Origin of the sequence: Ekhidna sp. (assembly GCF_965228795.1) — a bacterium.
Lineage (GTDB): Bacteria > Bacteroidota > Bacteroidia > Cytophagales > Cyclobacteriaceae > Ekhidna.
The window spans coordinates 1324469-1345217 of the sequence record NZ_OZ245839.1 but is presented as its reverse complement, the minus strand read 5'-3'; the positions used below and the strand labels follow the sequence as shown (position 1 = coordinate 1345217).

The 20749-nt window shown below is 39.9% G+C and carries 16 protein-coding genes; 8 read left to right on the top strand and 8 right to left on the bottom strand.

The genetic code is table 11. The annotated features are described in order from the left end of the window. Positions 1-112 precede the first annotated feature (112 nt). The 5 genes from ACQK2H_RS06275 to yihA form a co-directional block, all read right to left on the bottom strand. Positions 113-3826, bottom strand: a complete 3714-nt coding sequence (locus ACQK2H_RS06275) for an Ig-like domain-containing protein (protein ID WP_425390603.1) — start codon at positions 3824-3826, stop codon at positions 113-115. Between the two features lie 11 nt (positions 3827-3837). Next, positions 3838-7503, bottom strand: a complete 3666-nt coding sequence (locus ACQK2H_RS06270; RefSeq protein ID WP_425390602.1) for a tail fiber domain-containing protein — start codon at positions 7501-7503, stop codon at positions 3838-3840. A gap of 202 nt (positions 7504-7705) precedes the next feature. Then, a complete protein-coding gene (locus tag ACQK2H_RS06265; protein WP_425390601.1) occupies positions 7706-8440 on the bottom strand; it encodes a LytR/AlgR family response regulator transcription factor in 735 nt (244 codons plus the stop codon). Beyond that, positions 8441-10207 (bottom strand): histidine kinase dimerization/phosphoacceptor domain -containing protein, encoded by a 1767-nt coding sequence (locus ACQK2H_RS06260; protein ID WP_425390600.1) that lies wholly within the window; start codon positions 10205-10207, stop codon positions 8441-8443. It abuts the gene before it with no gap. A gap of 4 nt (positions 10208-10211) precedes the next feature. Beyond that, positions 10212-10811 (bottom strand): ribosome biogenesis GTP-binding protein YihA/YsxC, encoded by a 600-nt coding sequence (yihA, locus tag ACQK2H_RS06255; protein ID WP_425390599.1) that lies wholly within the window; start codon positions 10809-10811, stop codon positions 10212-10214. Between the two features lie 62 nt (positions 10812-10873). Here yihA and ubiE point away from each other — a divergent pair, with 62 nt between their 5' ends. The 4 genes from ubiE to ACQK2H_RS06235 are packed head-to-tail and all read left to right on the top strand — an operon-like array spanning position 10874 to position 14500. After that, positions 10874-11596: a bifunctional demethylmenaquinone methyltransferase/2-methoxy-6-polyprenyl-1,4-benzoquinol methylase UbiE gene (ubiE, locus tag ACQK2H_RS06250; RefSeq protein WP_425390598.1), complete on the top strand. Its 723-nt coding sequence runs from the start codon at positions 10874-10876 to the stop codon at positions 11594-11596. Beyond that, complete coding sequence (locus ACQK2H_RS06245; RefSeq protein ID WP_425390597.1) at positions 11545-12366, top strand: outer membrane beta-barrel protein; 822 nt, start codon at positions 11545-11547, stop codon at positions 12364-12366. Before ubiE ends, ACQK2H_RS06245 begins: the two co-directional genes overlap by 52 nt. Next, a complete protein-coding gene (locus ACQK2H_RS06240; protein WP_425390596.1) occupies positions 12363-13112 on the top strand; it encodes an SDR family NAD(P)-dependent oxidoreductase in 750 nt (249 codons plus the stop codon). Before ACQK2H_RS06245 ends, ACQK2H_RS06240 begins: the two co-directional genes overlap by 4 nt. A 41-nt stretch (positions 13113-13153) precedes the next feature. Next, complete coding sequence (locus tag ACQK2H_RS06235) at positions 13154-14500, top strand: saccharopine dehydrogenase family protein (RefSeq protein WP_425390595.1); 1347 nt, start codon at positions 13154-13156, stop codon at positions 14498-14500. Positions 14501-14502: 2 nt separating this feature from the next. Here the strand turns inward: ACQK2H_RS06235 and ACQK2H_RS06230 are convergent, their stop codons facing one another. From ACQK2H_RS06230 to ACQK2H_RS06220, 3 genes are read right to left on the bottom strand one after another with little or no spacing between them, the layout of a single operon-like run. After that, on the bottom strand, positions 14503-15132 hold the full coding sequence (locus tag ACQK2H_RS06230) for a hypothetical protein (RefSeq protein ID WP_425390594.1): 630 nt from the start codon (positions 15130-15132) through the stop codon (positions 14503-14505). Positions 15133-15168: 36 nt separating this feature from the next. Further along, positions 15169-15624: a ribonuclease HI gene (rnhA, locus tag ACQK2H_RS06225; protein WP_425390593.1), complete on the bottom strand. Its 456-nt coding sequence runs from the start codon at positions 15622-15624 to the stop codon at positions 15169-15171. After that, a complete protein-coding gene (locus ACQK2H_RS06220) occupies positions 15621-16190 on the bottom strand; it encodes a MarC family protein (protein ID WP_425390592.1) in 570 nt (189 codons plus the stop codon). Before ACQK2H_RS06220 ends, rnhA begins: the two co-directional genes overlap by 4 nt. Before the next feature lie 171 nt (positions 16191-16361). Between ACQK2H_RS06220 and ACQK2H_RS06215 the strand changes: the two genes are divergently transcribed. The 4 genes from ACQK2H_RS06215 (at position 16362) to ACQK2H_RS06200 (ending at position 20623) form a co-directional block, all read left to right on the top strand. Next, complete coding sequence (locus ACQK2H_RS06215) at positions 16362-17672, top strand: hypothetical protein (protein WP_425390591.1); 1311 nt, start codon at positions 16362-16364, stop codon at positions 17670-17672. 68 nt (positions 17673-17740) lie between these two features. After that, positions 17741-18652 carry an MBL fold metallo-hydrolase gene (locus ACQK2H_RS06210; protein ID WP_425390590.1) on the top strand — a complete coding sequence of 304 codons (912 nt, stop codon included), beginning with the start codon at positions 17741-17743 and terminating at the stop codon, positions 18650-18652. Beyond that, positions 18645-19835 (top strand): aminotransferase class V-fold PLP-dependent enzyme, encoded by a 1191-nt coding sequence (locus ACQK2H_RS06205; protein WP_425390589.1) that lies wholly within the window; start codon positions 18645-18647, stop codon positions 19833-19835. Before ACQK2H_RS06210 ends, ACQK2H_RS06205 begins: the two co-directional genes overlap by 8 nt. Before the next feature lie 89 nt (positions 19836-19924). Continuing rightward, a complete protein-coding gene (locus ACQK2H_RS06200) occupies positions 19925-20623 on the top strand; it encodes a hypothetical protein (RefSeq protein ID WP_425390588.1) in 699 nt (232 codons plus the stop codon). The last annotated feature ends 126 nt before the right edge of the window (positions 20624-20749 follow it).

The window sequence follows — 20749 nt, the reverse complement described above, 5'->3', positions numbered from 1 at the left end:
TTGAGGTCGCAAAGATATTCAGCCTGGCGGATTAATAGTATTTTCTAATAAAAAAGGGCCGCACAATAAACTATTTATCAATGCAGCCCCACCTTAGTATTGCTTATCTTAATTATCTGCGAATGATCACCTTCAGGGTTTGATTCGTCCCATCAATCCTTAAGTAATAAATTCCTGTATTCATATTTGAAACATCTATCGCTTCTCCATTAGATAAACGATCCGATTTAATAATCCTTCCGGAAGTATCAATCATTCTCCATCCTACTTCGCTAAAAGTCCCTTTGATGTACAACTGCTTAGAAACAGGATTAGGATAAATGTGATAGTCCTCAACAGCATTGACGCCCAAAGGAATTACAGTGAAATCAAATTCGAATGAAGCCTCTCCGCCATTTCCATCGGAACCTGTAACAGTGATTGTAGCGACTCCTTCGCCTCTTTCCAGGATGGAAAGCGTGGTTCCGCTAACTGTTACGGCTACTACTTCCACATTTGATGAAGCGGCAGACAAACGTATCTGATCGCCATCCTCATCCTCAAAAGCATTGGCTAAATCAATGGTAGAATTACTAAAACCCTTCTTGATCTCTTGATCCACAATTCCAGATACCGCCACCGGTGCATCATTTACATTATTTACAGTCACAGCAAATGAGGTTTCCACATTTCCTCCATTCCCATCATCAGCTGAAACTATAATGGTTGATGAACCATTTGAAACCTCGGTTAGAATCAATTCACTTCCTGAAACTGAAACAGTTACAACCGCTTCATTATCAGAAGACGCAGTATATATCAATACATCGCCATCGATATCTTCAAACTTATTATCTAACAGCAAGGTGGAAGTTCCAAAATCCTCCAATAACTCTAATGGAGCTATTTCACTTACTAATGTTGGAGCATCATTGACATTCAGCACTTCTATGTCGTACATCTGAACCACTGTGCCTCCTTTGGAATCATCCACACGTATCTTGAGCGGCTCAACACCTACATCACTATTCGCTGGAGTCCCAGACAATATATTTCCTGTCTGAGTTAACCATTCGGGCTTTTCAGTTGATGAAAAACTAAGTGCATCGCCATCTACATCTCCAAATAATTCGGTCATGTTCAAAGAATAGCTAACATCCTCAGTAGCAGGTCCTATGGATGCTGACTTGATGAATGGAGCATCATTTACCGGCAGCACGTTCAAATCAAAGGAAACCACTTCCGGATCCCCACCATCGCTGATACTTATTTCAATGGTCGTACTTCCATTTGCATTAGCTATAGGTGTAAAACTGAAAGAAAAGCCACTACTTAAAATATTATTGGTGATGCCAACATTATCAATGATGTTAGTATCAGAAGAGCTAGCTGTTATGGTCAATTCAGATAAGGAATTATCCACATCTGCAACTGATAGAAATACCCCTGAAAGTATTTGATCCTCTATCATTTCCTTAGCAGAAACCTGAGAAACAACAGGCGGATCATTAACAGGGGTCACTTCCAGTGTGAATGATGTATAATTGGCCTGTCCATCTACAGAACCAAAAAGATAAAAGGTCTCTGTTCCATTGAAGTTTTCATCTGATTCGAATGTGATTAAACCTTCTTCGTTAATGGAAGCAGAGGTAAAGCCACCTCCAGTTAAGTTGAATTCAAATACAGCATTGGGATCATTGGTATTTGCAAAGACATTGGATACATCTAACGTTGATGTGCCAAAATCTTCTTCCAAGGTAAAATCCGCTACTGCATTCACAATCACTACGTTAGGATCTGATTGAATGTACACAAACGATACCGTCTGACTGACCTCATTTTCCCCATCTGAAGCTGTCACGGTAACTTCCTCAATTGAATTAAATGATTCTGAAGGTGATACTGTAAGGATTGTATTTGAGATGCTTAATCCAATTTCTGAATTGCCGGCAAACGTATAGGTAAGGTCGGAACCATTTTCAACATCCGTAAAATAAGCGCCTAAATTGATGGTGTAGTCTGGCAATCCGGTAATGATTTGCTGAGTTGAGAATGACTTCAAAATCTCAGGTTCATCGTTGATTGGATTGATCACCAATTCGAAGACCTCAGCTTCCGATACTGACGTAGGTTTACCAAGTCCATCGTCAGCAAATACACTCACGGTGTATGTACCATTTACGTTAGGCTTAGGTATCAGCTGGATGGTACTCCCATCAACCTCTACATCAATAGCAGATGGATCATTTACCTCAGCACTGTAAGTGAATACTGCCAAGGTAGCATCAACGTCTGTAGCCGAGGCAATAAAGGTTAAAGTATTATCCTCATCAATCGTTGTATTGGGAATGGCATTTACAACAGGACTATCATCCACATCCAATACTTCAACGTCAAATTTTCGATAAGCCACGTAGTTTTCATCGGTATCTACCTCTTCCACAATGACGTTGACAGAAACTCTGCCGCTGAAATTATTTTGTGGAGAGACAGTGATTACACCGTTTTCATAAGTAGCCGGAGCTAAGGTTGCTTCGTTGGATTCTACGATTACTGAAACTTCATTGTCCGGATCGGTTGGAGTAATGTTTACCTGTAAAGGCACATCTTCCTCTGTCACCTGATTAGCGATTCTTGCCAACTTTGGAGGATCATTTACATCGATGATATCAATCCTTACGTAAGCTGTATCAAATAACTGACGATCCTGATTAAACACCCTAAACTCTATCGAATCCTTACCTCCCACTTGTTGTGTTGACTCATAAGTAACCGACCACTCTTTAAGCACATCCGTAGACTCCTTTACAGTGAGATCGGAAATGTTTCCTTTCGATCCTTCGTCAAGTAGTTCTATAATGGTGGTAGCCGCATCAAAATCACTGAGTTCTACACTATAGAAACTAAGTTCTACCTTGCCATTTTCACGTACGGTTTGACTACTCCCAAACGCAAAGAACTCACCATCTGAAGATGCTGTCGTTCTCGCACCTGTCGTATTGTCCAAAACAATTGCCTCAAAAGCTCCTACTCCATTTGGGGTAGTGACTGATGCCGTTATAAACACCTGATCACCATCAAAGACGTAAGGGTGCTCAGTGGCAGAAACCGCAGTAGAAACACTGTATAGTCCATTCTCTGGTATTAGATCTGCTGCATTAAATGATTGATTAATCAAAAATTTGAAGCCCGGGTTTGTTGCATCAGATAGATCGTAATAGTCTAATTCAACTGCATACGAATCATTTGGCACCACATCTTCCCATGAAAGGGACATGTTGGTTCCATCAAATGTTACTCCGGTAATCTCATGAGGAGCATCTTCCATGATAAACTGGAAGTTAAAGACCGCATCTTCTGAATTTAGACTTCCATCATTAACCCTGAACGTTAATTCATCGGTGTATAATTGACCAGGATTGAGTCCCGCATTTGGTAGAAACTCAAACTGACCTCCCTGTACCTGCGTAAGGGTGCCAAATTGAGGTTCTGCAACGATTTCAAAGAATATCTCATCCCCATCGGGATCAAATCCTGAAAGTTCAATTATACTATCTTCTACAAAAACGGTTAACGAAGTTGTAGAAGCTACTGGCGGGTTGTTTTGTCCGATATTATTCACAGGACCGATGAATCCAACAGAGCCGGATAACACACCATCTTCTGATGTAATATTGGTCGCAACACCAGGCTGACCGAAGGTTCCAAAGAGGGTGTAGCTACTCTTAGTGAGCCATGCACCTCCGTTGGAGACATTGGATCTGCTTAATGTATCCTGTGCACAAAGTGCTCCTACAAGGAGACTCAGAATGCACGTTGCTATGAGTTTATTCATGATCGTTTTCATGATCTTGAATATTAATTTTTAGCACTTGAGGTGGAAGATTCGGCCTTTAGCTCCAGGAGCTTTTCAATGGTTTCGATGCGTTTGGAAAGCTCGGCTGTTTTCAAGGCATTTGATTTCAATTCCTCGTTCTCTGCTTTCAGTGTTTTCACTTCGGCATTCAGTTCTTTGATTGCTTCGATGAGTACGGTTGTAAGAGCAGGATAATTCACAGACTTGTAACCTTCAGCATCAGTTTTTACTAATTGAGGATAAACCTTTTCCAATTCTTGTGCTAGAACTCCAATTTGCTCTTTTTCATCGCTAATTCCTTTCACTTCTTTTGCAACATCATTCCACTTATATGTATAACCACTTATTTTTAAAGTATTTGATAAGGAATTCGTTAGCGGCTCAATATTATCCTTGAACCGCTTGTCAGATGAAGTAGGGAAGGATGTTGCCGTTACAGTTCCACTGAAAGTTGCATTACCATCATACCCAATGTTATAAGAGCCTGTTCCGTCACCACCAAACATGCCTGTAGCTGTTACAAATGCTCCATTAGTTCCACCATCATTCGATACAACTAACTGTCTATTAGCACTTTGAAAATGAGCCCATAATTGACCTGTATTGTCACTTACTAAGATTTCTCCTCCACTGGAAGCATCCTGAATCGATACTGCATTGTAAGTTGCATCTGAGCTATTGATATCAATGACTCTTGTTGCACCGTCGATGCTTATAGTATTTGTACCATCATCACTACCAGTGCCTCCTGCAGTAATTGAGATCATATTATTATTGATGTCTACTGCATTATCCCCTTGATCACCAACTAAAACGTTAGTATTGAGTCTCGCTTCATTAGTTGAAATGATACCTACGTCATTATTGAATGAAACTGGACTTGCACCACTAAAGTATAGGTCGCTAGCACTGATATAACCAGAGGCGTCAATATTTCCCTGGCCACTTAATGTAACAGAACCAGGACCTCCAAGAGATAGAGCACCATAATTTCCTCCTCCATCAAGCACAACATTCATCAGAGCTAGTTCATTATTTGAATTCCATAAGCTGAAAAAACCAGCTGTTTCATTAAGATCAGCAAATCCCATGCTTATTCGATTGCTACCATCACCAACTGTAGAATTCAAATTCAATTGTCCGAAATCACCATTTCCTTGATTTCCGGATGTGATGTTAGCTCTACCATTGCTCAAAGAGAATTGATTTGCATTTGTGTTATTTCCGTAAAGATTCCCGTTAACATTTAAGTCTCCAGTAAAATTAGAAGCAGCTCCTGTTGATCCTTGAAGGGATATAGAAACATCACCTGCTTCATCTCTCAAATCGACGATACCATAATCATTTTCCTCAAAAGCTTCTACTACCTGATAGCTACTATCCGTACTATTCCAGATATTCATTCGACTAAAATCACCGAAGATATTTAAACCAGCAGAGTTGACTGATGTACCGTCAAAATTTGGATTGATATTGGCATTTAGGTTTCCATCCACAGTAAGATCACCAGCAATATAAGAAGCAGCACCGGTCGACCCTTGTAGGGAGATTGAAACATTTCCGTTCTCATCTCTTAGATCAATAATACCATAATTATTTTCTTCAAAGGCCTCCACTACTTGATAGCTACTGTCAGAACTATTCCAGATATTCATTCGACTGAATTCTCCGAAAATGTTCAAGCCTGCCGAGTTGACTGATATACCGTCAAAATTTGGATTGATATTAGCATTTAGGTTTCCATCAACTGTTAGGTCGCCAGCGAAGTAGCCTGAGCCATTTGCTCCGGTTAGGTTTATTGTGGTGCTTAAACCCGCATCCAAAAACTGTGCATATCCACCTTCATTTGAATCAACTCCTAACTCTAATCGGGTATCATTTTGGCCATTTGGAGAATACAATCTGAATCGTCCGAAATTACCTCCTGAGCTGAATATTCGGGCTGCTTGAGTACCTGCTGGACTAAAGACAGTAAATCGACCGGAACTGGTGTTTGGGTCAGCTTTCACGAAATTGGTTCCATCTCCATAATTTACATTGAACTCATTCCCATCAATTGGAGTAACATTTGCACTCAAGTTTCCATCTACAACAAGGTCTCCTGAAAAGTAGCCAGAACCATCAATACTGTTAAAATTCACAGTTTGGCTTTCTCCAGCTCCATCAACACTTGACATGGATATTTGAGCACCCCATGCCGAGTAATCACCGTTTGGTACTGTTTCCATTTTCATCACAGGAAGCGCTTTTGAATCTCCATCTAGAATATTGCCATACATTAAAATGTTAGCTGCTTCCTCGCCATCACCTCTTCTTGTGGCCTCAATGGCGACCTTCATATTGGCATCAAAATAATTCGCTGGATTTACTGTTCCCCTAAGATGGAAATAGCCTAGTTGTGTTTGAGCAGGATCGAAGTTGAACCACTTAGTACCCATCGACACGCCTCCACCATTTTGAAGACCGTCTATGAAGCCCATTAGATTCAATTGAGTCCCATTATCTCTGGCGATGATATCACCAATTTGCTGTCCATCATTCGGATTTTGAAGAGTATATAAGCTTGAATTGAAATCAACGTTAATACTGCTATTGATCACTCCGTCTACAGTCAAATCACCTGCGATATACATGTTGCCAGACTGACCGTCAATATTTACTGTTTGGACCTCTCCACCTGCTCCTTCTACTGAATTAAATAGTTCAATCTGACCCCAGTTATTGGTTCCGTCAGAGTTGACATTCATAGCTATATTTCTGTGGTACCAACCATCGCCATTGCCGTGCTCACCATACATCTGAAAAGATCCTAAGTCGTTATTCTCCCATTTCTTTCCCTCCATGATGAAATTGATGCTGTTCGTACCGTACAGCCCCATTCCGGCAGACCATCCATCCGGATCTCCTCCATTCTCGTCACCAGGCATGGAAGTAAACCAGCTTGTTTGTTCACCTCGGTTATTATAAAAATCAACTCCTCCTCGAGCATATCCATCTCTTAAAACCGTTCCGTCAATGAATCGATCTGTGGAGTAAAGTTCTAGTAAAAGGTTTCGATCACCAGCATCACTGAAGCGCTCCATAGTGATATTACTAGTACCATCCGGTCTGGCTGTGAAGAAGCTTAAACTTCTGGTTGCTCCCAATGAGTCAAAATCTGCAAGCTGAAGCCTGGATGTTCCTCCATTTGTTAGATATACACTTGAGGCTCCTTCAGATCTGTTTCTAATTCTATAAAAGTTATTCGTTACCTCTACATAGTTTCCCTGATCATTTTCTATAATCAGTCGATTAGATAGAAGTGAATCTACTTTTATTATCCCGGGAACGAACGAAGGATAGATATTTACCTGTCCGAGTGAAGTCCCATCAACTGTTACAGTGACCGAACGCTGAGCAGCATCCATAAATAAGTCGTTCGGTATAGGATTAGTATTTCCCAAGACTACCGAATAAAGCCCGTTAGCTACAGAAACACCGCTAATGGTTTCCGTCCACTCCCCATTGGGTAATGGTATACTAAAGGTTAATTCAACTGTGCCATTCACTGGCTCACCATTTTGGAATAGTGACCCTTGAAAAGTCATTTTCCCACCATCACCGGTATTTTGAGCAAAAACTCCAATGGTGACAAAGCATAGTAAAAATAGGAGGCGAAGTGTTTTCATGTTTTTTGGTAGTTTAGTTTATCATTTCAAATTCCTTCATTGAGTGATGACAAAAAAACAATCTTCACGAGTATGGTTAAATACTTTGTGAGCTAGTGATATTTTTTTGTGACTTATCCATTGAAAAGGAGTTTGATTCTTTGTTTAATCCTAAATTAGGAAACAAAAGCCTCCATTATCAATACCTAATTGGGGGTATATTTTAAATTACGCGTAAGCGTTTGAGCACTTCTGAGCGCTGTGCGGCTCCAATTGGAATGGAAGCTTCTTGAAGATAGATGATGTTGCCATTGATGGCATCAATTTGTGTGGAATTGACCAAATACGATCGATGAACCCTTACAAAAGAGTCATGACTCAACTTACTACTGAAGGTTTTAAGATTGATTGCAAGTGTATGATTTGATTTCTTTGTGTGAATTTTCGAATAGCTACCTACTGCTTCTACATACAGGATGTCTTCAAGGAGGATTTTCTTTAAAAGTTGATTTTCTTTTATGAATATGCGATCCGCCAGAATAAACTCAGATGGAAGTTGTTCTTCGCTTTCTCGATCTTGTAACAAACTGCTGAAGGCCATTTCTACGGAAATGATGAGGTTCTTTGCCTGAAATGGCTTGACCATATAAGCTGCCGGAACTACTTTTTTAGCACGCTCCACATACTCATCGTCCTCAAAGGCAGTCAGAAAAATGATGGCAGTTGTACGAATCTTATTTATTTGACTAGCCAGCCAGATTCCATCGTTATCCCCTTTGATATTGATATCCAGAATAGCTACATCTATTGTTTCATTTTGAACAATCTCAAGTGCCTCTTCCGCATTATCAACCTGACCAGTGACATTGATTTGTTTTTCCTCAAGTACCTCCTTGATCTCTTCCGAGGTAATCCATTCATCTTCTACTATGAGGACGTTTATTTTTTGATCTGACATTTACCGAGCCGGTTGAAATTCGATTTTGTATTCCAGACCTTCTGTTTGATTGATTTCTAATTTAGCTCCCAGTTGCTTAACAAGCAACCTCACTAGCTTCAATCCAAAGGATGTAGCCTTTTCAAAATTGAAACTTGAAGGAAGGCCTTTACCATTGTCTTTTATTGAAAGCTGAAAGCTGTTCGATTGTTGTTCAATAACTGATAGTTTTAAAAATGGTTGATCGATATCCTGATAGGCATATTTAAACGAATTGCTGACTAGCTCATTTACGATTAACCCAATGGGCATGGTCGTATCTACATCCATGGGAATTTCAGGGATTTCAAGTTGTAATCCTACCTTTCGACCATATCCATAAGAGTCTGCAATCTCCTTAACGAGTGTTTCCAGGTACTCTTTCAGATTTACTGAGGATACATCACTCTGCTGGTACAACTTCTGGTGAATTAAAGACATGGCTCTTATGCGCTCCTTTCCCTCCTCTACCGCTTTCTGAGCAGACTCATCTTTAAGCTTAGATGATTGTAATCCCAATAAACTTGATATCACCTGAAGATTGTTTTTTACTCGATGGTGCAACTCACGCATCAGCGTTTCAATTTGCTGGTTTTTACGCTTTATTTTTTTAAATAGAATCAACGTAACTGATAATGCGAGAAGAATGAGTAGGGATGAGATACTGGTAATGTAAATAATTACATTTTTCTGCTTAATCTGATTGGCTTGATATATTAATTCTTGCTCCTTTTGTGCAGTTTCATATTGAATTTGCAGCTCATTGGTTCGGTTTACCTTTTGAATTTCAAGCCATTCATTCTCTCTTTTTCTGAGCTCTTCATAAGTGGCAAGAGCTAGCTCTGAATCATTCATCATTTTAGCTAACTCCAAAATTTCTTTTGTCAGATTGACGGACTCCTCTGTTGTACCAATACCCATCTCAATGGTGAAATCTAAAAGACGATTAAATCCAGCAAGGGCCTGTTGATATTTACCTTCACTCTTAAAAACCAGATACCTTGCACCATCTGTGTACGCTTGATGGTAAGGCCCCATTTTTTCAAACTTCTGATCAAGGGTTTGGATTGCTGACCTTGCTTGATCAAGCAGACCAAGATATGCATACGCATAGGCTAATTCAGTTTCAATATTTATAATGCTATCAAAAGATGCTGCACTTTCTTGGATTAGGCGATTTGCAGTTTCTAAATAAGTGATGGCAGAATCGTAGAATAATGGATTCTCAGAAAAAAGATAGAAACTACCAATGCAGTAATTCCCATATCCCATCAAGGAAGAATCATTGTTAATACTTCCAATCTTTAATGAATTCCTAAAATAGTTAAGTGATTTCTCATGATCATCTAGATTATCGTAAATCCAACCTAGCTCTGTGTATAAAGCACCCTCTGTCTTTGGGCTAACACTGCTTTTCCTGGCATTCATCAGATCCATTGCTTCTAGACTAACCTCTAATGCAATGTTGTACATGCTAGCATCCTCATAAAAAGATGACAAAAGACACCTACTGATTATCTGGTTATTGACATCCGATTGAGAGTCTGTGTAATCAACGAATTGTTGCGAGTAAAAAATTGCAGAATCAATAGAGAAAAGTGAATAATACTCTACAATCTCTGAATAAGCGTAATAAATATCCTTTGGGTTTTCAGCATGCCTAATTACGCTAAGATGTTCTTCTATTGGATCCTGCGCATAGGTTGAGAAGAGATTAACAGCAAAAATTAATTGAAAGACAATCCTCATTTCGCTACAATATAGCAGCGTTAATGTTTTCTATAAAATCCATAATTTCTTTCCCTCCCACTCGCTCTGCAGAGGATGTTACGAATGTAGGTGGCAACTCTTCCCATGTCTTTCGCATTTCTTTTTTATAAGACGCTACATTGGATTGAACCTGAGTTTTTCCAAGCTTGTCCGCTTTCGTAAATACAATACTGAATGGAATTCCTTCTGTGCCTAACCACTCCATAAAATCGAGATCGATTTTTTGTGGATCATGGCGCAAATCCACAAGTAAGAATACACACGCAAGATTTTGACGTTCTTCCAGGTAGGTGTGGATCATTTTCTTCCATTCAGCTTTATTGGTTTTACTTGTCTGCGCCCATCCATAGCCAGGTAAATCCACCAAATACCATTGATCATTAATCAGGAAATGGTTGATCAGTTGGGTCTTCCCGGGCGTGGAAGAAGTTTTTGCAAGCTTTTTCCGATTGGTCAGATGATTGATAAGACTCGACTTACCTACATTAGACCTGCCAATAAAGGCATATTCCGGGATGGTGGGGTCCGGACAGTCCGTCACCTTTGGGCTACTTTTTACAAATTCTGCTGATTTTACATCCATGGAGAAGAAACTGATAACATTTGGACCTCACAAGGGTTTAATCCACTAATATTGCGGCAATTATGACGGTACTTCCATACAAAGATAAGTCGGATGCTAAGAAGAAGCAGGTAGCGGAAATGTTTGACAGCATCTCCGGTAAATATGACTTTCTTAATCATTTCTTAAGTCTGGGTATAGACATACGATGGCGAAAAAAGGCGATCAAGATGTTGAGAGATCTACAGCCTAAAAGAATCCTTGATATTGCAACGGGAACAGGCGATTTTGCTATAGAATCATTGAAGCTGAACCCTGAAAAAGTTGTAGGTGTGGATATCTCTGAAGGAATGCTCAATGTGGGTCGTCAGAAAATGAAGAAAAGAGGCTACTCTGATATCATCGACATGCAATCCGGAGATTCTGAAAACCTTCAGTTTGAGGACAATAGCTTTGATGCTGTGATCGTTGCATTTGGTGTGAGAAACTTTGAAAATCTGGAAAAAGGACTCTCGGAAATGAATCGTGTCTTGCGACCTGGAGGTCGTGCAGTCATTCTTGAATTTTCGAAACCTACTGTATTTCCATTCAAACAATTATATAATTTTTATTTTCGTTGGATATTACCGAAGATTGGTAAGGTAGTTTCAAAAGACAATGCTGCCTATACCTATTTACCAGAGTCTGTAAATGAATTCCCGTTTGGCAATGATTTTCTTAAAATTCTGGAAAAAACAGGATATAAAAAGACTAAATGCAAACCATTAACCTTAGGCATCAGCTCTATCTACGTGGGAGAAAAATAGCTCTTGCAAGTTTGCTCATTTTTGGGTTGGGATATAACTCTTATGCCCAAAATAACCCCTCTGATAATCTCATCAATTATGAGGATCAATGGATACACTATGGATTTTTGATTGGTGTCCATTCCTCCAAATACGTCATTAAACATTCAGATTATTTCACCTCTCCGGCAATGGATACCGTGCACTCGATCGTACCCGGTAATCTGGGAGGATTTAAGCTTGGCTTTGTTATCAATATGAAGTTAGGCACCTATACCGACTTTAGAATTTTACCTACGGTCGGATTTTATGAAAACGACCTTAGCTATCGGTTTACCAATGGAACCACACAGCGGGAGCTTAAGGATGCTACCATGGTAGAACTACCTATGCTGATAAAATATAAATCTGCTCGAAGAGGAAACCTGGCGATGTACATGCTCGCTGGAATAAATCCATCATTGGAGGCATCAGGAAAAGGGGATGAACAAGATGTGGGGCAAAAACTAGAGCTTAGAAATTGGGACGTTTCTATAGATGTAGGTGTAGGTCTCGACATGTACTTTGCTTACTTCAAATTCTCTCCCGAAATCAGATATTCCTATGGAATGAGAAACATGCTATCAGACAATCAAAATGATTTCAGTATTGGCTTGGATCGATTAACCCGCCAGAATCTTGGCATTTTCATCACTTTTGAAGGGGGGCCTAGCGGAAAAAGAAAACTTGGAGGTAAAACGAAAGGCGCTGGTCAAATAAAAGCGCGACAGAAAAAACGTTTGAAGCAATGAGTAAACGAATTGTTCTTATTACAGGAGCTACCAGTGGCATAGGAGAAGCAACTACAAGACTACTTGCCGATAACTATCGTCTAATTATCTGTGGAAGAAGAAAAGAGCGTTTGGAAGGTTTGAAAAAAGAACTAGGGGGTGATGTTCAAACTCTTTCATTTGATGTGAGAGACAAGAAAGCGGTTTTCGACTCCATTAATTCCCTGCCAGAAGATTGGCAGAAAGTAGATATCCTAATAAATAACGCAGGAAATGCACATGGATTGGACTTGATTCATGAAGGAAATACGGATGATTGGGATGCGATGATGGATATCAATGTTAAAGGATTGTTGTATGTGAGCAAGGCAGTACTCCCACAAATGGTGGATCGACAGCAAGGTCATATTGTGAACATCAGCTCTATTGCCGGGCTTGAGGTTTATCCTAAAGGAAACGTCTACTGTGCATCAAAACACGCAGTGGATGCGCTAACAAAGGGCATGCGCATGGATTTGAATGAGCATGGCATCAAGGTTACGTCAATTGATCCCGGACTGGTAGAAACAGAGTTTAGTGAGGTTCGATTCAAAGGAAATTCTGAAAAAGCCAAGCAAGTCTATCAAAACTACACACCACTTACGGCTCATGATGTAGCAGAAACAATCGAGTTTGTTATAAGTCGTCCGGCCCATGTCATGATCGGAGACTTACTGATCTTACCTACTGATCAGGCCAGCAGCACGATTGTGAATAAAAAAAGTTAATAGTCTTTTCGAAAGATTTGCGATAAACACATATTTGCCGGATGCAAAATATCCTGATCATTGGCGCGGGTAAATCATCTACCGCACTCATCAACTACCTGCTTGATAATGCAGAGAAAGAAGCGTGGCAATTGACCATTGCTGAAAAAGATGTTGCTCTAGCAGAATCCAAGATTAAGGGGCACCCGAGAGCTACAGCAGTAACGTTTGATGTATTTGATGCCGAGTTATTAAGCAATCTGGTCGGCTCCAGTGATTTAATCATCTCGATGCTACCGGCCTCACTGCACATCCATGTAGCAAGAAAATGTGCAGAACTTAAAAAACATTTCTTAACAGCATCTTATCTTAATAATGAAATAAAGGCATTGTCAGGACAGTTTGAAAATGCAGGAAAACTCATGATCATGGAAATGGGTCTTGACCCGGGAATTGATCATATGTCTGCGATGAAAGTTCTGGACGAGCTACGCGAACAGGGGCATGAATTGACCGGCTTTGAAACCTTCACCGGGGGATTGGTAGCTGAAGAGTCTGTGGGTGACAATCCCTGGAAATATAAATTCACCTGGAATCCGAGAAATGTTGTTTTAGCTGGTCAGGGCACTTGCAAGTTCATCCAGGAAGGTAGATACAAGTACATCCCCTATCAAAAGCTGTTTAAGCGTACAGAAGCTATTTACATTCCTGATTATGGATATTTTGAAGGATACGCCAACAGGGATTCATTATCCTACTTAGATGTATATAACCTGCGAGGAATTCGAACGCTTTACAGAGGTACGCTTAGAAAACCGGGATATTGTGCTGCGTGGGACGTCTTTGTTCAACTTGGAGCCACCGACGATACCTATCAGATGGAGAATGTATCTGAAATGACTCATCGACAGTTCATAAATTCGTTTTTGACATATAACCCCAACGATTCAGTAGAGCTAAAACTGGCGCACTACCTAAACCTTGACCTGGATAATGGAATCATGTTCAAGCTTAAGTGGCTGGGCATGTTTGATGACGAACCGGTAGGGCTTAATCAAGGAACTCCGGCTCAAATTTTAGAACACATTCTTAAAAAGAAATGGACATTAAATCCTGAAGATAAAGACATGATTGTAATGTGGCATAAGTTCAACTTTAATGACAATGGAAAGCCACGTCAGATTGAATCCAGCATGGTGGCATTGGGTGACGATGAAGTCAATACTGCTATGTCTAAGACTGTTGGAATGCCTTTGGCTATCGCCGCAAAGCTGATTCTACAAGAAAAAATAAAACTAAGCGGCGTGCATGTGCCGATTAAAAAGGAGATTTATGAACCTGTTCTCAAAGAGCTTACCAATACTGGATTAGAATTTAAGGAACGTGAAGTAGAGCCTACTTTTTATTAAGATCACTCAATTACGTGAGCCTTAATTACAGAGTCAATCTCACTCATCACCATGTCAATTTGAGAAATATCATTTTCAAGATGTTTATCAATGAGACGCTGAAGGTGACCTGCTATTTTTATTTCATCTTCTTTTTGCTCACCTCTTGCGAAGTAAATGGAGTTTTGTAAATGATCCATGGCATGGTTGATGGTCACGCGTGCTTCCTCCATCTTCCCCTCCTTAATGAATTGCTCTGAAACCCGTAGTGAAGCAAACGCTAATGAATTCATTGCATCTGCAAATGCCTCATACATTAGATCTTCGTTGATATCTTCGGCTTTTATATGTCTTTCAACTGCCTGCAAATCACTTATTGCTATTTCAATCGCCGTTCTGCTCACACTGTCCCCATCTTTTTCAAGAAGCTTCATCGTTTTAATCGCGTCCTCCAAATAATCAATCGCAGCGAATGATTTATTGTCCTGAAAGCTTCTATCAGCAGTAGACATAAGTAAATCCGGTTCTATAGCTACATCAGTCAATTGCGGATTTTTTAATTTTTGCTCACGTTCATATTTGAAGTAGATAGCCATCGAGCCAATTACAGTGGCTGCAAAAAGAAAATAATAGACGCCTTTACTGATTTTCATATTTTTCGGGGAATTGACTTATACTAAATTAATCGTTTACGTGTTTCCAGCCTCAAAAGCTTCGTCTACTTTTAGATTTTTTCGTTCAGCAGCAGCTACAGCCAGTTGATCACATCGCTCATTCTCCGGATGACCGGCATGCCCCTTTACCCACTTAAACCTTACATCATGTGGTGCTGATGCTTTCAGGTAGCGTTCCCAAAGATCTCTGTTTTTCTTTCCCTTAAAGTCTTTTACCACCCAGCTTTTAAGCCAGCCCTTAGTCACAGCATCTACCACATACTTACTATCAGAAACAACCAGCACTTTCCAACCCGGCTTTTTAATTGCCTCTAAACCGGCAATAACTGCCAATAGCTCCATCCGATTATTAGTAGTATTACGAAATCCATCAGACAGTTCTTTTTCCTTTTCCCCATAACGAAGTATCGTACCATACCCACCAGGGCCCGGGTTGCCTTTCGCAGCTCCGTCTGTAAACATCATGATCATGCGAGAAGGTGATTTTTAAAGATTTTAATGGAAATAGCCAATAATACAATTCCAAACACTTTCCGAAGTATATTAAACCCCGCTGTTCCAATTTTTTTTTCGAGCCATCCGCAGGTTTTCAAAACGACATAGACAAACACCAGGTTGAGAGCAACGCCAACCAAAATATTAACGGTGGAAAATTCTGCCTTTAATGAAACCAAGGTTGTCATGGTCCCGGCACCAGCGATAAGTGGAAAAGCAAGAGGTACGATAGAAGCACTTTTCATTTCCTCAGGATCTGACCTGAAAAACTGCCTTCCTAGGATCATTTCCATTCCTAGAAGAAACATAACGATGGCACCAGCTACGGCAAAAGAATTGATATCGATACCAAACAGGTTTAAAATACTCTCCCCAAGGAAAAGGAAAATAACCATGATCACCCCCGAAACGATGGTTGCTTTTTCAGATTGAACATGTCCGAATTTTTTCCGCAAATCGATGATTATTGGTACACTGCCTAGGATATCGATCACTGAGAATAGGATAAGAGAGACACTAATTATTTCCTTGAAATTCAACATCTGAAAATTTTAGATGATATTTAACACAAAACTAATGTGAATGACACCCGTATTAGCATAAAAAATTATTCAATTTGCAGACATTTTCGATCATGCCAAAAGGACTAATGGCATTGTTTTAGCAGAATGAATCAAAATAAAAGGCAAAACCGAAATTCAAATCAATAGGACATGATAAAATCTATTTTTTTAGCACTTATGGTGCTATTAGCTTCTTTTTCATATGCTCAAAATGGCTGGAGCTGGCCTGACGACCCTGATATGAAAACTCAGGCTATGGAAAAACAAGCGTATTATAAGCTTCTTATTGCCCAAAGTAAATTTAAAGAGGCGATGGATCCGCTGAATTGGCTATATGAAAACAACCCGGAACTAAACCCATCTATCTATATACAAGGAGTGGATTGCATAGAAGACATGCTGAAAAAGACTACAGATAAGGCTCGGAAAGAACGTCTGCAGGATTCTTTACTTTGGATGTACGATATGCGCATCAAGTATTTCGATAATGATGCAGCTACGATGGATCGCAAAGCCTATGAAGCGTTTAAACTCTATTATAAAACGCCCTCCAAATATCCGATGCTGGCAGACCTATATGCTAAGGCGTATGAAATGAATGGCCCGGATATCTCCACATTCAACTTAAACACCTATATGTTGCTGGCTAAGAATTTTCATCAAATCGATGACAGCAAAATGCCGGCTGAGAAAGTCTTGGACATCCACACCCAAATTTCAGAGATCATAGACGCTAAAAGAAAAAACGGCGAAAATGCCGATAAGCTAAATAAAGAACAGGCAAAAACCGATGCATGGTTGAGTTCAATACCTGGCATTTTGACTTGTGAGTTTATTGAGGAGAAGTTAGTGCCAAAATTCAGAGCTAATCCTTCTGACCTTAACACAGCGAAGAAAATATTTAAGTATTCAGTTGAGGCAAAATGTACCGATCAGCCATTTTTCCTTGAAGCTAGTGAGCCGGTTTTTAAAGAGCAACCATCCTATGCACTAGCAAGTGCAATTGGAAACAAATACTTAGCTATCGGAGAAGTAAGCAAAGGTCTCAAGTACCATGAAGAAGCATTGAACCTTGCCTCCAGCAACGAAGAAAGATTTGAATCACTGATGGGACAAGCTGTAGCAAACAGCAAACTTGGTAATAAATCAAGAGCACGAACGCTTGCTTATGAAGCATTGAGTGCAAAACCAGGAAGCTCTGAAGCCTATAATTTGATAGGCAATATGTATTTCACCAGTTTTGAAGACTGCAGAGGCGATAAAAGCAAGGTCATGGATAGGGCTGTTTTTCTGGCAGCATACAAAATGTATGAAAAAGCCGGAAATACGACTCAAATGGCTGCATCCAAAGAACAGTTTCCTTCCATTGAAGAGATCTTCAACGAAGGGATGGAAGAAGGCGAAACCATTACTGTTGGCTGCTGGATCAATGAATCTGTAAAAATTCAACGCAGAGATTAGATCTTTAGAAAATATTAAATCTCAAGCCTCTCCCCGATTAGTGGAGAGGCTTTTTTAGTTTTAAAGGGATGAAGGTATTATTGACGATTCTATTATCGATTGGTTGTTTTTTCAGCAAGGCCCAGGAAGTAGTTGTGCTCGGCACAGCACAAGATGGCGGATTCCCACACATCGGATGTCAAAATGACTGCCTGAAGGCTCATAAAAATGTTAATAGAGCTAAATATGTCACCTCGCTTGCGTTGGTCGATCGAAATAGTAAAAAATGGTGGCTGTTTGAAGCTTCTCCTGATATGGATAGGCAACTACAGTATTTCCGTGAACTTACCGATGGCGATTATCCCTATCTTCCGGAAGGAATTTTTATTACACATGCTCATATTGGACATTATACAGGATTGATGTTTCTAGGGAGAGAAGCGCTGGGAGCCCAAGGTGTGAAAGTTTATTCTCTTCCAAAAATGAGTGACTTTATCAAGTCTAATGGGCCATGGAGCCAACTGGTTAACCTAAAAAACATTGTACCAATTACCCTAACTGAGGATTCAGCAATTACCGTTTCTGATGGTGTTTCCGTTGAAGTTTTTGCTGTACCACACCGTGATGAATATTCTGAGACTGCAGGATTCAAAGTGCTATCCGGAGACAAAGGTTTTTTATTTATCCCTGATATAGACAAGTGGTATAAATGGGATCGTGATATTTTGGAAATGGTCAACGATCCAATGATCAGCTATGCCTTTCTTGATGCTACATTTTTCGATGCAGGTGAGCTTCCTAACCGGCCAATGAATGAGGTGCCCCACCCCTTTGTGTCAGAAACGATGGCATTGTTTGACGAGGAACCTACACACTTAAAAAGAAAGATCCATTTTATTCATTTGAATCACACAAACCCGCTGCTCTTTGATAAGCGGAAAAGAAGTGAGGTTTTGAAAAAAGGATATAAAATCGCAGAGCAAGGGACTACCTATGACTAAAAAACAAGTGTTGAATCCTGATCAGGTAAAGCAGGAAATAGGTAATTACGGGGACAAAATCTTTCTTAACAGTGCAGGTTCTTCGCTTCCTCCAAAATCGGTACATGAAAAAGTCAAAGAGTATTTAGATCTGGAAGAAAAGGAGGGTGGATACAAAGCTGTAGAGACGATGAACCAGAAAATTGAAGATTTCTATCAGCAGGCTGCTCATTTGTTAGGTTGCAAATCTCACAACATTGCTTTTGCTAATAGCGCCACTGACGCATATGCAAAAGCGTTATCATCCGTTGATTTCAAGCCAAAGGATGTAATCCTAACCACTGATGATGACTATGCTTCCAATTACATTCAATTCATCTCATTAGCCAAACGCTACCAAATTCAGATCATCCGTACCATGAATCATGAGAATGGTGATTTGGACCTCAATGACTTTCGAGAGAAAATTGACACGTATCGTCCCAAACTCGTATCTGTCACCCATGTACCGACTAATTCCGGCCTGATTCAGGATATTAAATCAATCGGTGAGATATGCAATGAAAAAGAAGTCTTGTTTTTAGTGGATGCCTGTCAGTCCACCGGCCAAATCGCTGTGGATGTAAGGGAGATCAAATGTGACTTTTTAGCGACTACCGGGCGAAAGTTTCTTAGAGGACCCAGAGGAACCGGCCTCTTATATGTTTCCAATAAAGCGCTCAGGGATGGCCTGTTTCCGCTGATGATTGATGGAGCAGGAGCTATCTGGGACAAGGAGGCTGATTTTTCTTTAACGCCGGATGCCAAAAGATTTGAATCCTGGGAAAAACCATACGCATTGCTAGTTGGTCTTTCGGAAGCCATTCGTTATTTAAACCAAATCGGGATTGAGCAAATTGAAGCATATAATCGTGAGTTGATGCTGCGATTCAGAGATAATTTACAATCCATTCATGAAGTAAGCTTGTATGACAGAGGCAGTCAAAAAAGTAACATTCTCACTTTTAGGAAAAAGAACAAGTCAATGGAGGAAATCCAGCGAGTGCTAAATGAAAACAATGTCTTTCATAGCATCAGCAGCAAGGAATGGGGATTTATTGATTTTAGCAAAAAGAACATTGAGTGGGCGGTACGATTGTCTCCTCACTATTTCAACTCATTTGAAGAAATTGATAAAACATCGGAAATAATTGAAAAATTATAAGGTCAGCGGTCTGGTAATAAATTAAAAAAATCGTCAAATATCCTGCCTTTAGACATATCTATTTGATCTTCCATTTCGTTCAGCACGTAATGAGCCTTCGTTTCATAACAATCCTCCTTTGCTTAATATCTGTAGCAGCTCTAGGGCAATATGAAGTGCTGGAAGCTAAAAAAGTAAAGAAGCAAAATGGAGAGAAGGTAAAAAAAAGAGATTTCCTCTCTAAAACTGACACCATTTTTATTGCTGAAAAAGGTCACCTTACACTGGATGTAGAGTCAGCTATGCATATGAAGCTTGCACCAGGTATATATCATATCGGGAGTGAAAGCACTCGACACAACGAATGGTACGGCACCCATCTTGAACTCACCAAACAGCTGAAACGAAAAGGGATGATCATGTGCAAATTCAAGTACAAAACGCTTGTAGTGCCGGGAAGCGACAGACACTATGAGATTGATAGAATAGAATTGGATCAAAAAGGATTGGTGAATATACAATCAGACACCTCTGCCTTAACTATCAGTTGGGTTAATCCGGATTATACCTACAAAGGTGGATACCATTTAGTCGTCAGGGATTTTTACAACAACGGCTTCATTGATATTATCGAGATCGGAGAAGAAATTGATTCAATTACTTTCTACCCCGGTATGTATGGACATAAACACATGTACTATAACATCATTGCGGATGACTGTAGAGCAAGTTTGAGGTACAAGATTCAGGTAAACTCACCGAACGCCTATTCTCACCAGAGAACTAATTTTTTAAAGCCGGATAATTAACTCACTCGCTCAATCTTAGCGCCTAACGCGCCTAATAGATCATCGATGAACTGAGAAATCAGATGAACTTTAGGAATATTAGATAACTCTTTTTTATCATCTTCTTAAAGCATTATCATTGCAGCC

What these genes read in the sequence shown, in the direction of transcription:
- ACQK2H_RS06275 (WP_425390603.1), bottom strand. Translation starts at nt 3,826, where the DNA reads ATGAAAACGATCATGAATAAACTCATAGCAACGTGCATTCTGAGTCTC.
- ACQK2H_RS06270 (WP_425390602.1), bottom strand. Translation starts at nt 7,503, where the DNA reads ATGAAAACACTTCGCCTCCTATTTTTACTATGCTTTGTCACCATTGGA.
- ACQK2H_RS06265 (WP_425390601.1), bottom strand. Translation starts at nt 8,440, where the DNA reads ATGTCAGATCAAAAAATAAACGTCCTCATAGTAGAAGATGAATGGATT.
- ACQK2H_RS06260 (WP_425390600.1), bottom strand. Translation starts at nt 10,207, where the DNA reads ATGAGGATTGTCTTTCAATTAATTTTTGCTGTTAATCTCTTCTCAACC.
- yihA (WP_425390599.1), bottom strand. Translation starts at nt 10,811, where the DNA reads ATGGATGTAAAATCAGCAGAATTTGTAAAAAGTAGCCCAAAGGTGACG.
- ubiE (WP_425390598.1), top strand. Translation starts at nt 10,874, where the DNA reads ATGACGGTACTTCCATACAAAGATAAGTCGGATGCTAAGAAGAAGCAG.
- ACQK2H_RS06245 (WP_425390597.1), top strand. Translation starts at nt 11,545, where the DNA reads ATGCAAACCATTAACCTTAGGCATCAGCTCTATCTACGTGGGAGAAAA.
- ACQK2H_RS06240 (WP_425390596.1), top strand. Translation starts at nt 12,363, where the DNA reads ATGAGTAAACGAATTGTTCTTATTACAGGAGCTACCAGTGGCATAGGA.
- ACQK2H_RS06235 (WP_425390595.1), top strand. Translation starts at nt 13,154, where the DNA reads ATGCAAAATATCCTGATCATTGGCGCGGGTAAATCATCTACCGCACTC.
- ACQK2H_RS06230 (WP_425390594.1), bottom strand. Translation starts at nt 15,132, where the DNA reads ATGAAAATCAGTAAAGGCGTCTATTATTTTCTTTTTGCAGCCACTGTA.
- rnhA (WP_425390593.1), bottom strand. Translation starts at nt 15,624, where the DNA reads ATGATCATGATGTTTACAGACGGAGCTGCGAAAGGCAACCCGGGCCCT.
- ACQK2H_RS06220 (WP_425390592.1), bottom strand. Translation starts at nt 16,190, where the DNA reads ATGTTGAATTTCAAGGAAATAATTAGTGTCTCTCTTATCCTATTCTCA.
- ACQK2H_RS06215 (WP_425390591.1), top strand. Translation starts at nt 16,362, where the DNA reads ATGATAAAATCTATTTTTTTAGCACTTATGGTGCTATTAGCTTCTTTT.
- ACQK2H_RS06210 (WP_425390590.1), top strand. Translation starts at nt 17,741, where the DNA reads ATGAAGGTATTATTGACGATTCTATTATCGATTGGTTGTTTTTTCAGC.
- ACQK2H_RS06205 (WP_425390589.1), top strand. Translation starts at nt 18,645, where the DNA reads ATGACTAAAAAACAAGTGTTGAATCCTGATCAGGTAAAGCAGGAAATA.
- ACQK2H_RS06200 (WP_425390588.1), top strand. Translation starts at nt 19,925, where the DNA reads ATGAGCCTTCGTTTCATAACAATCCTCCTTTGCTTAATATCTGTAGCA.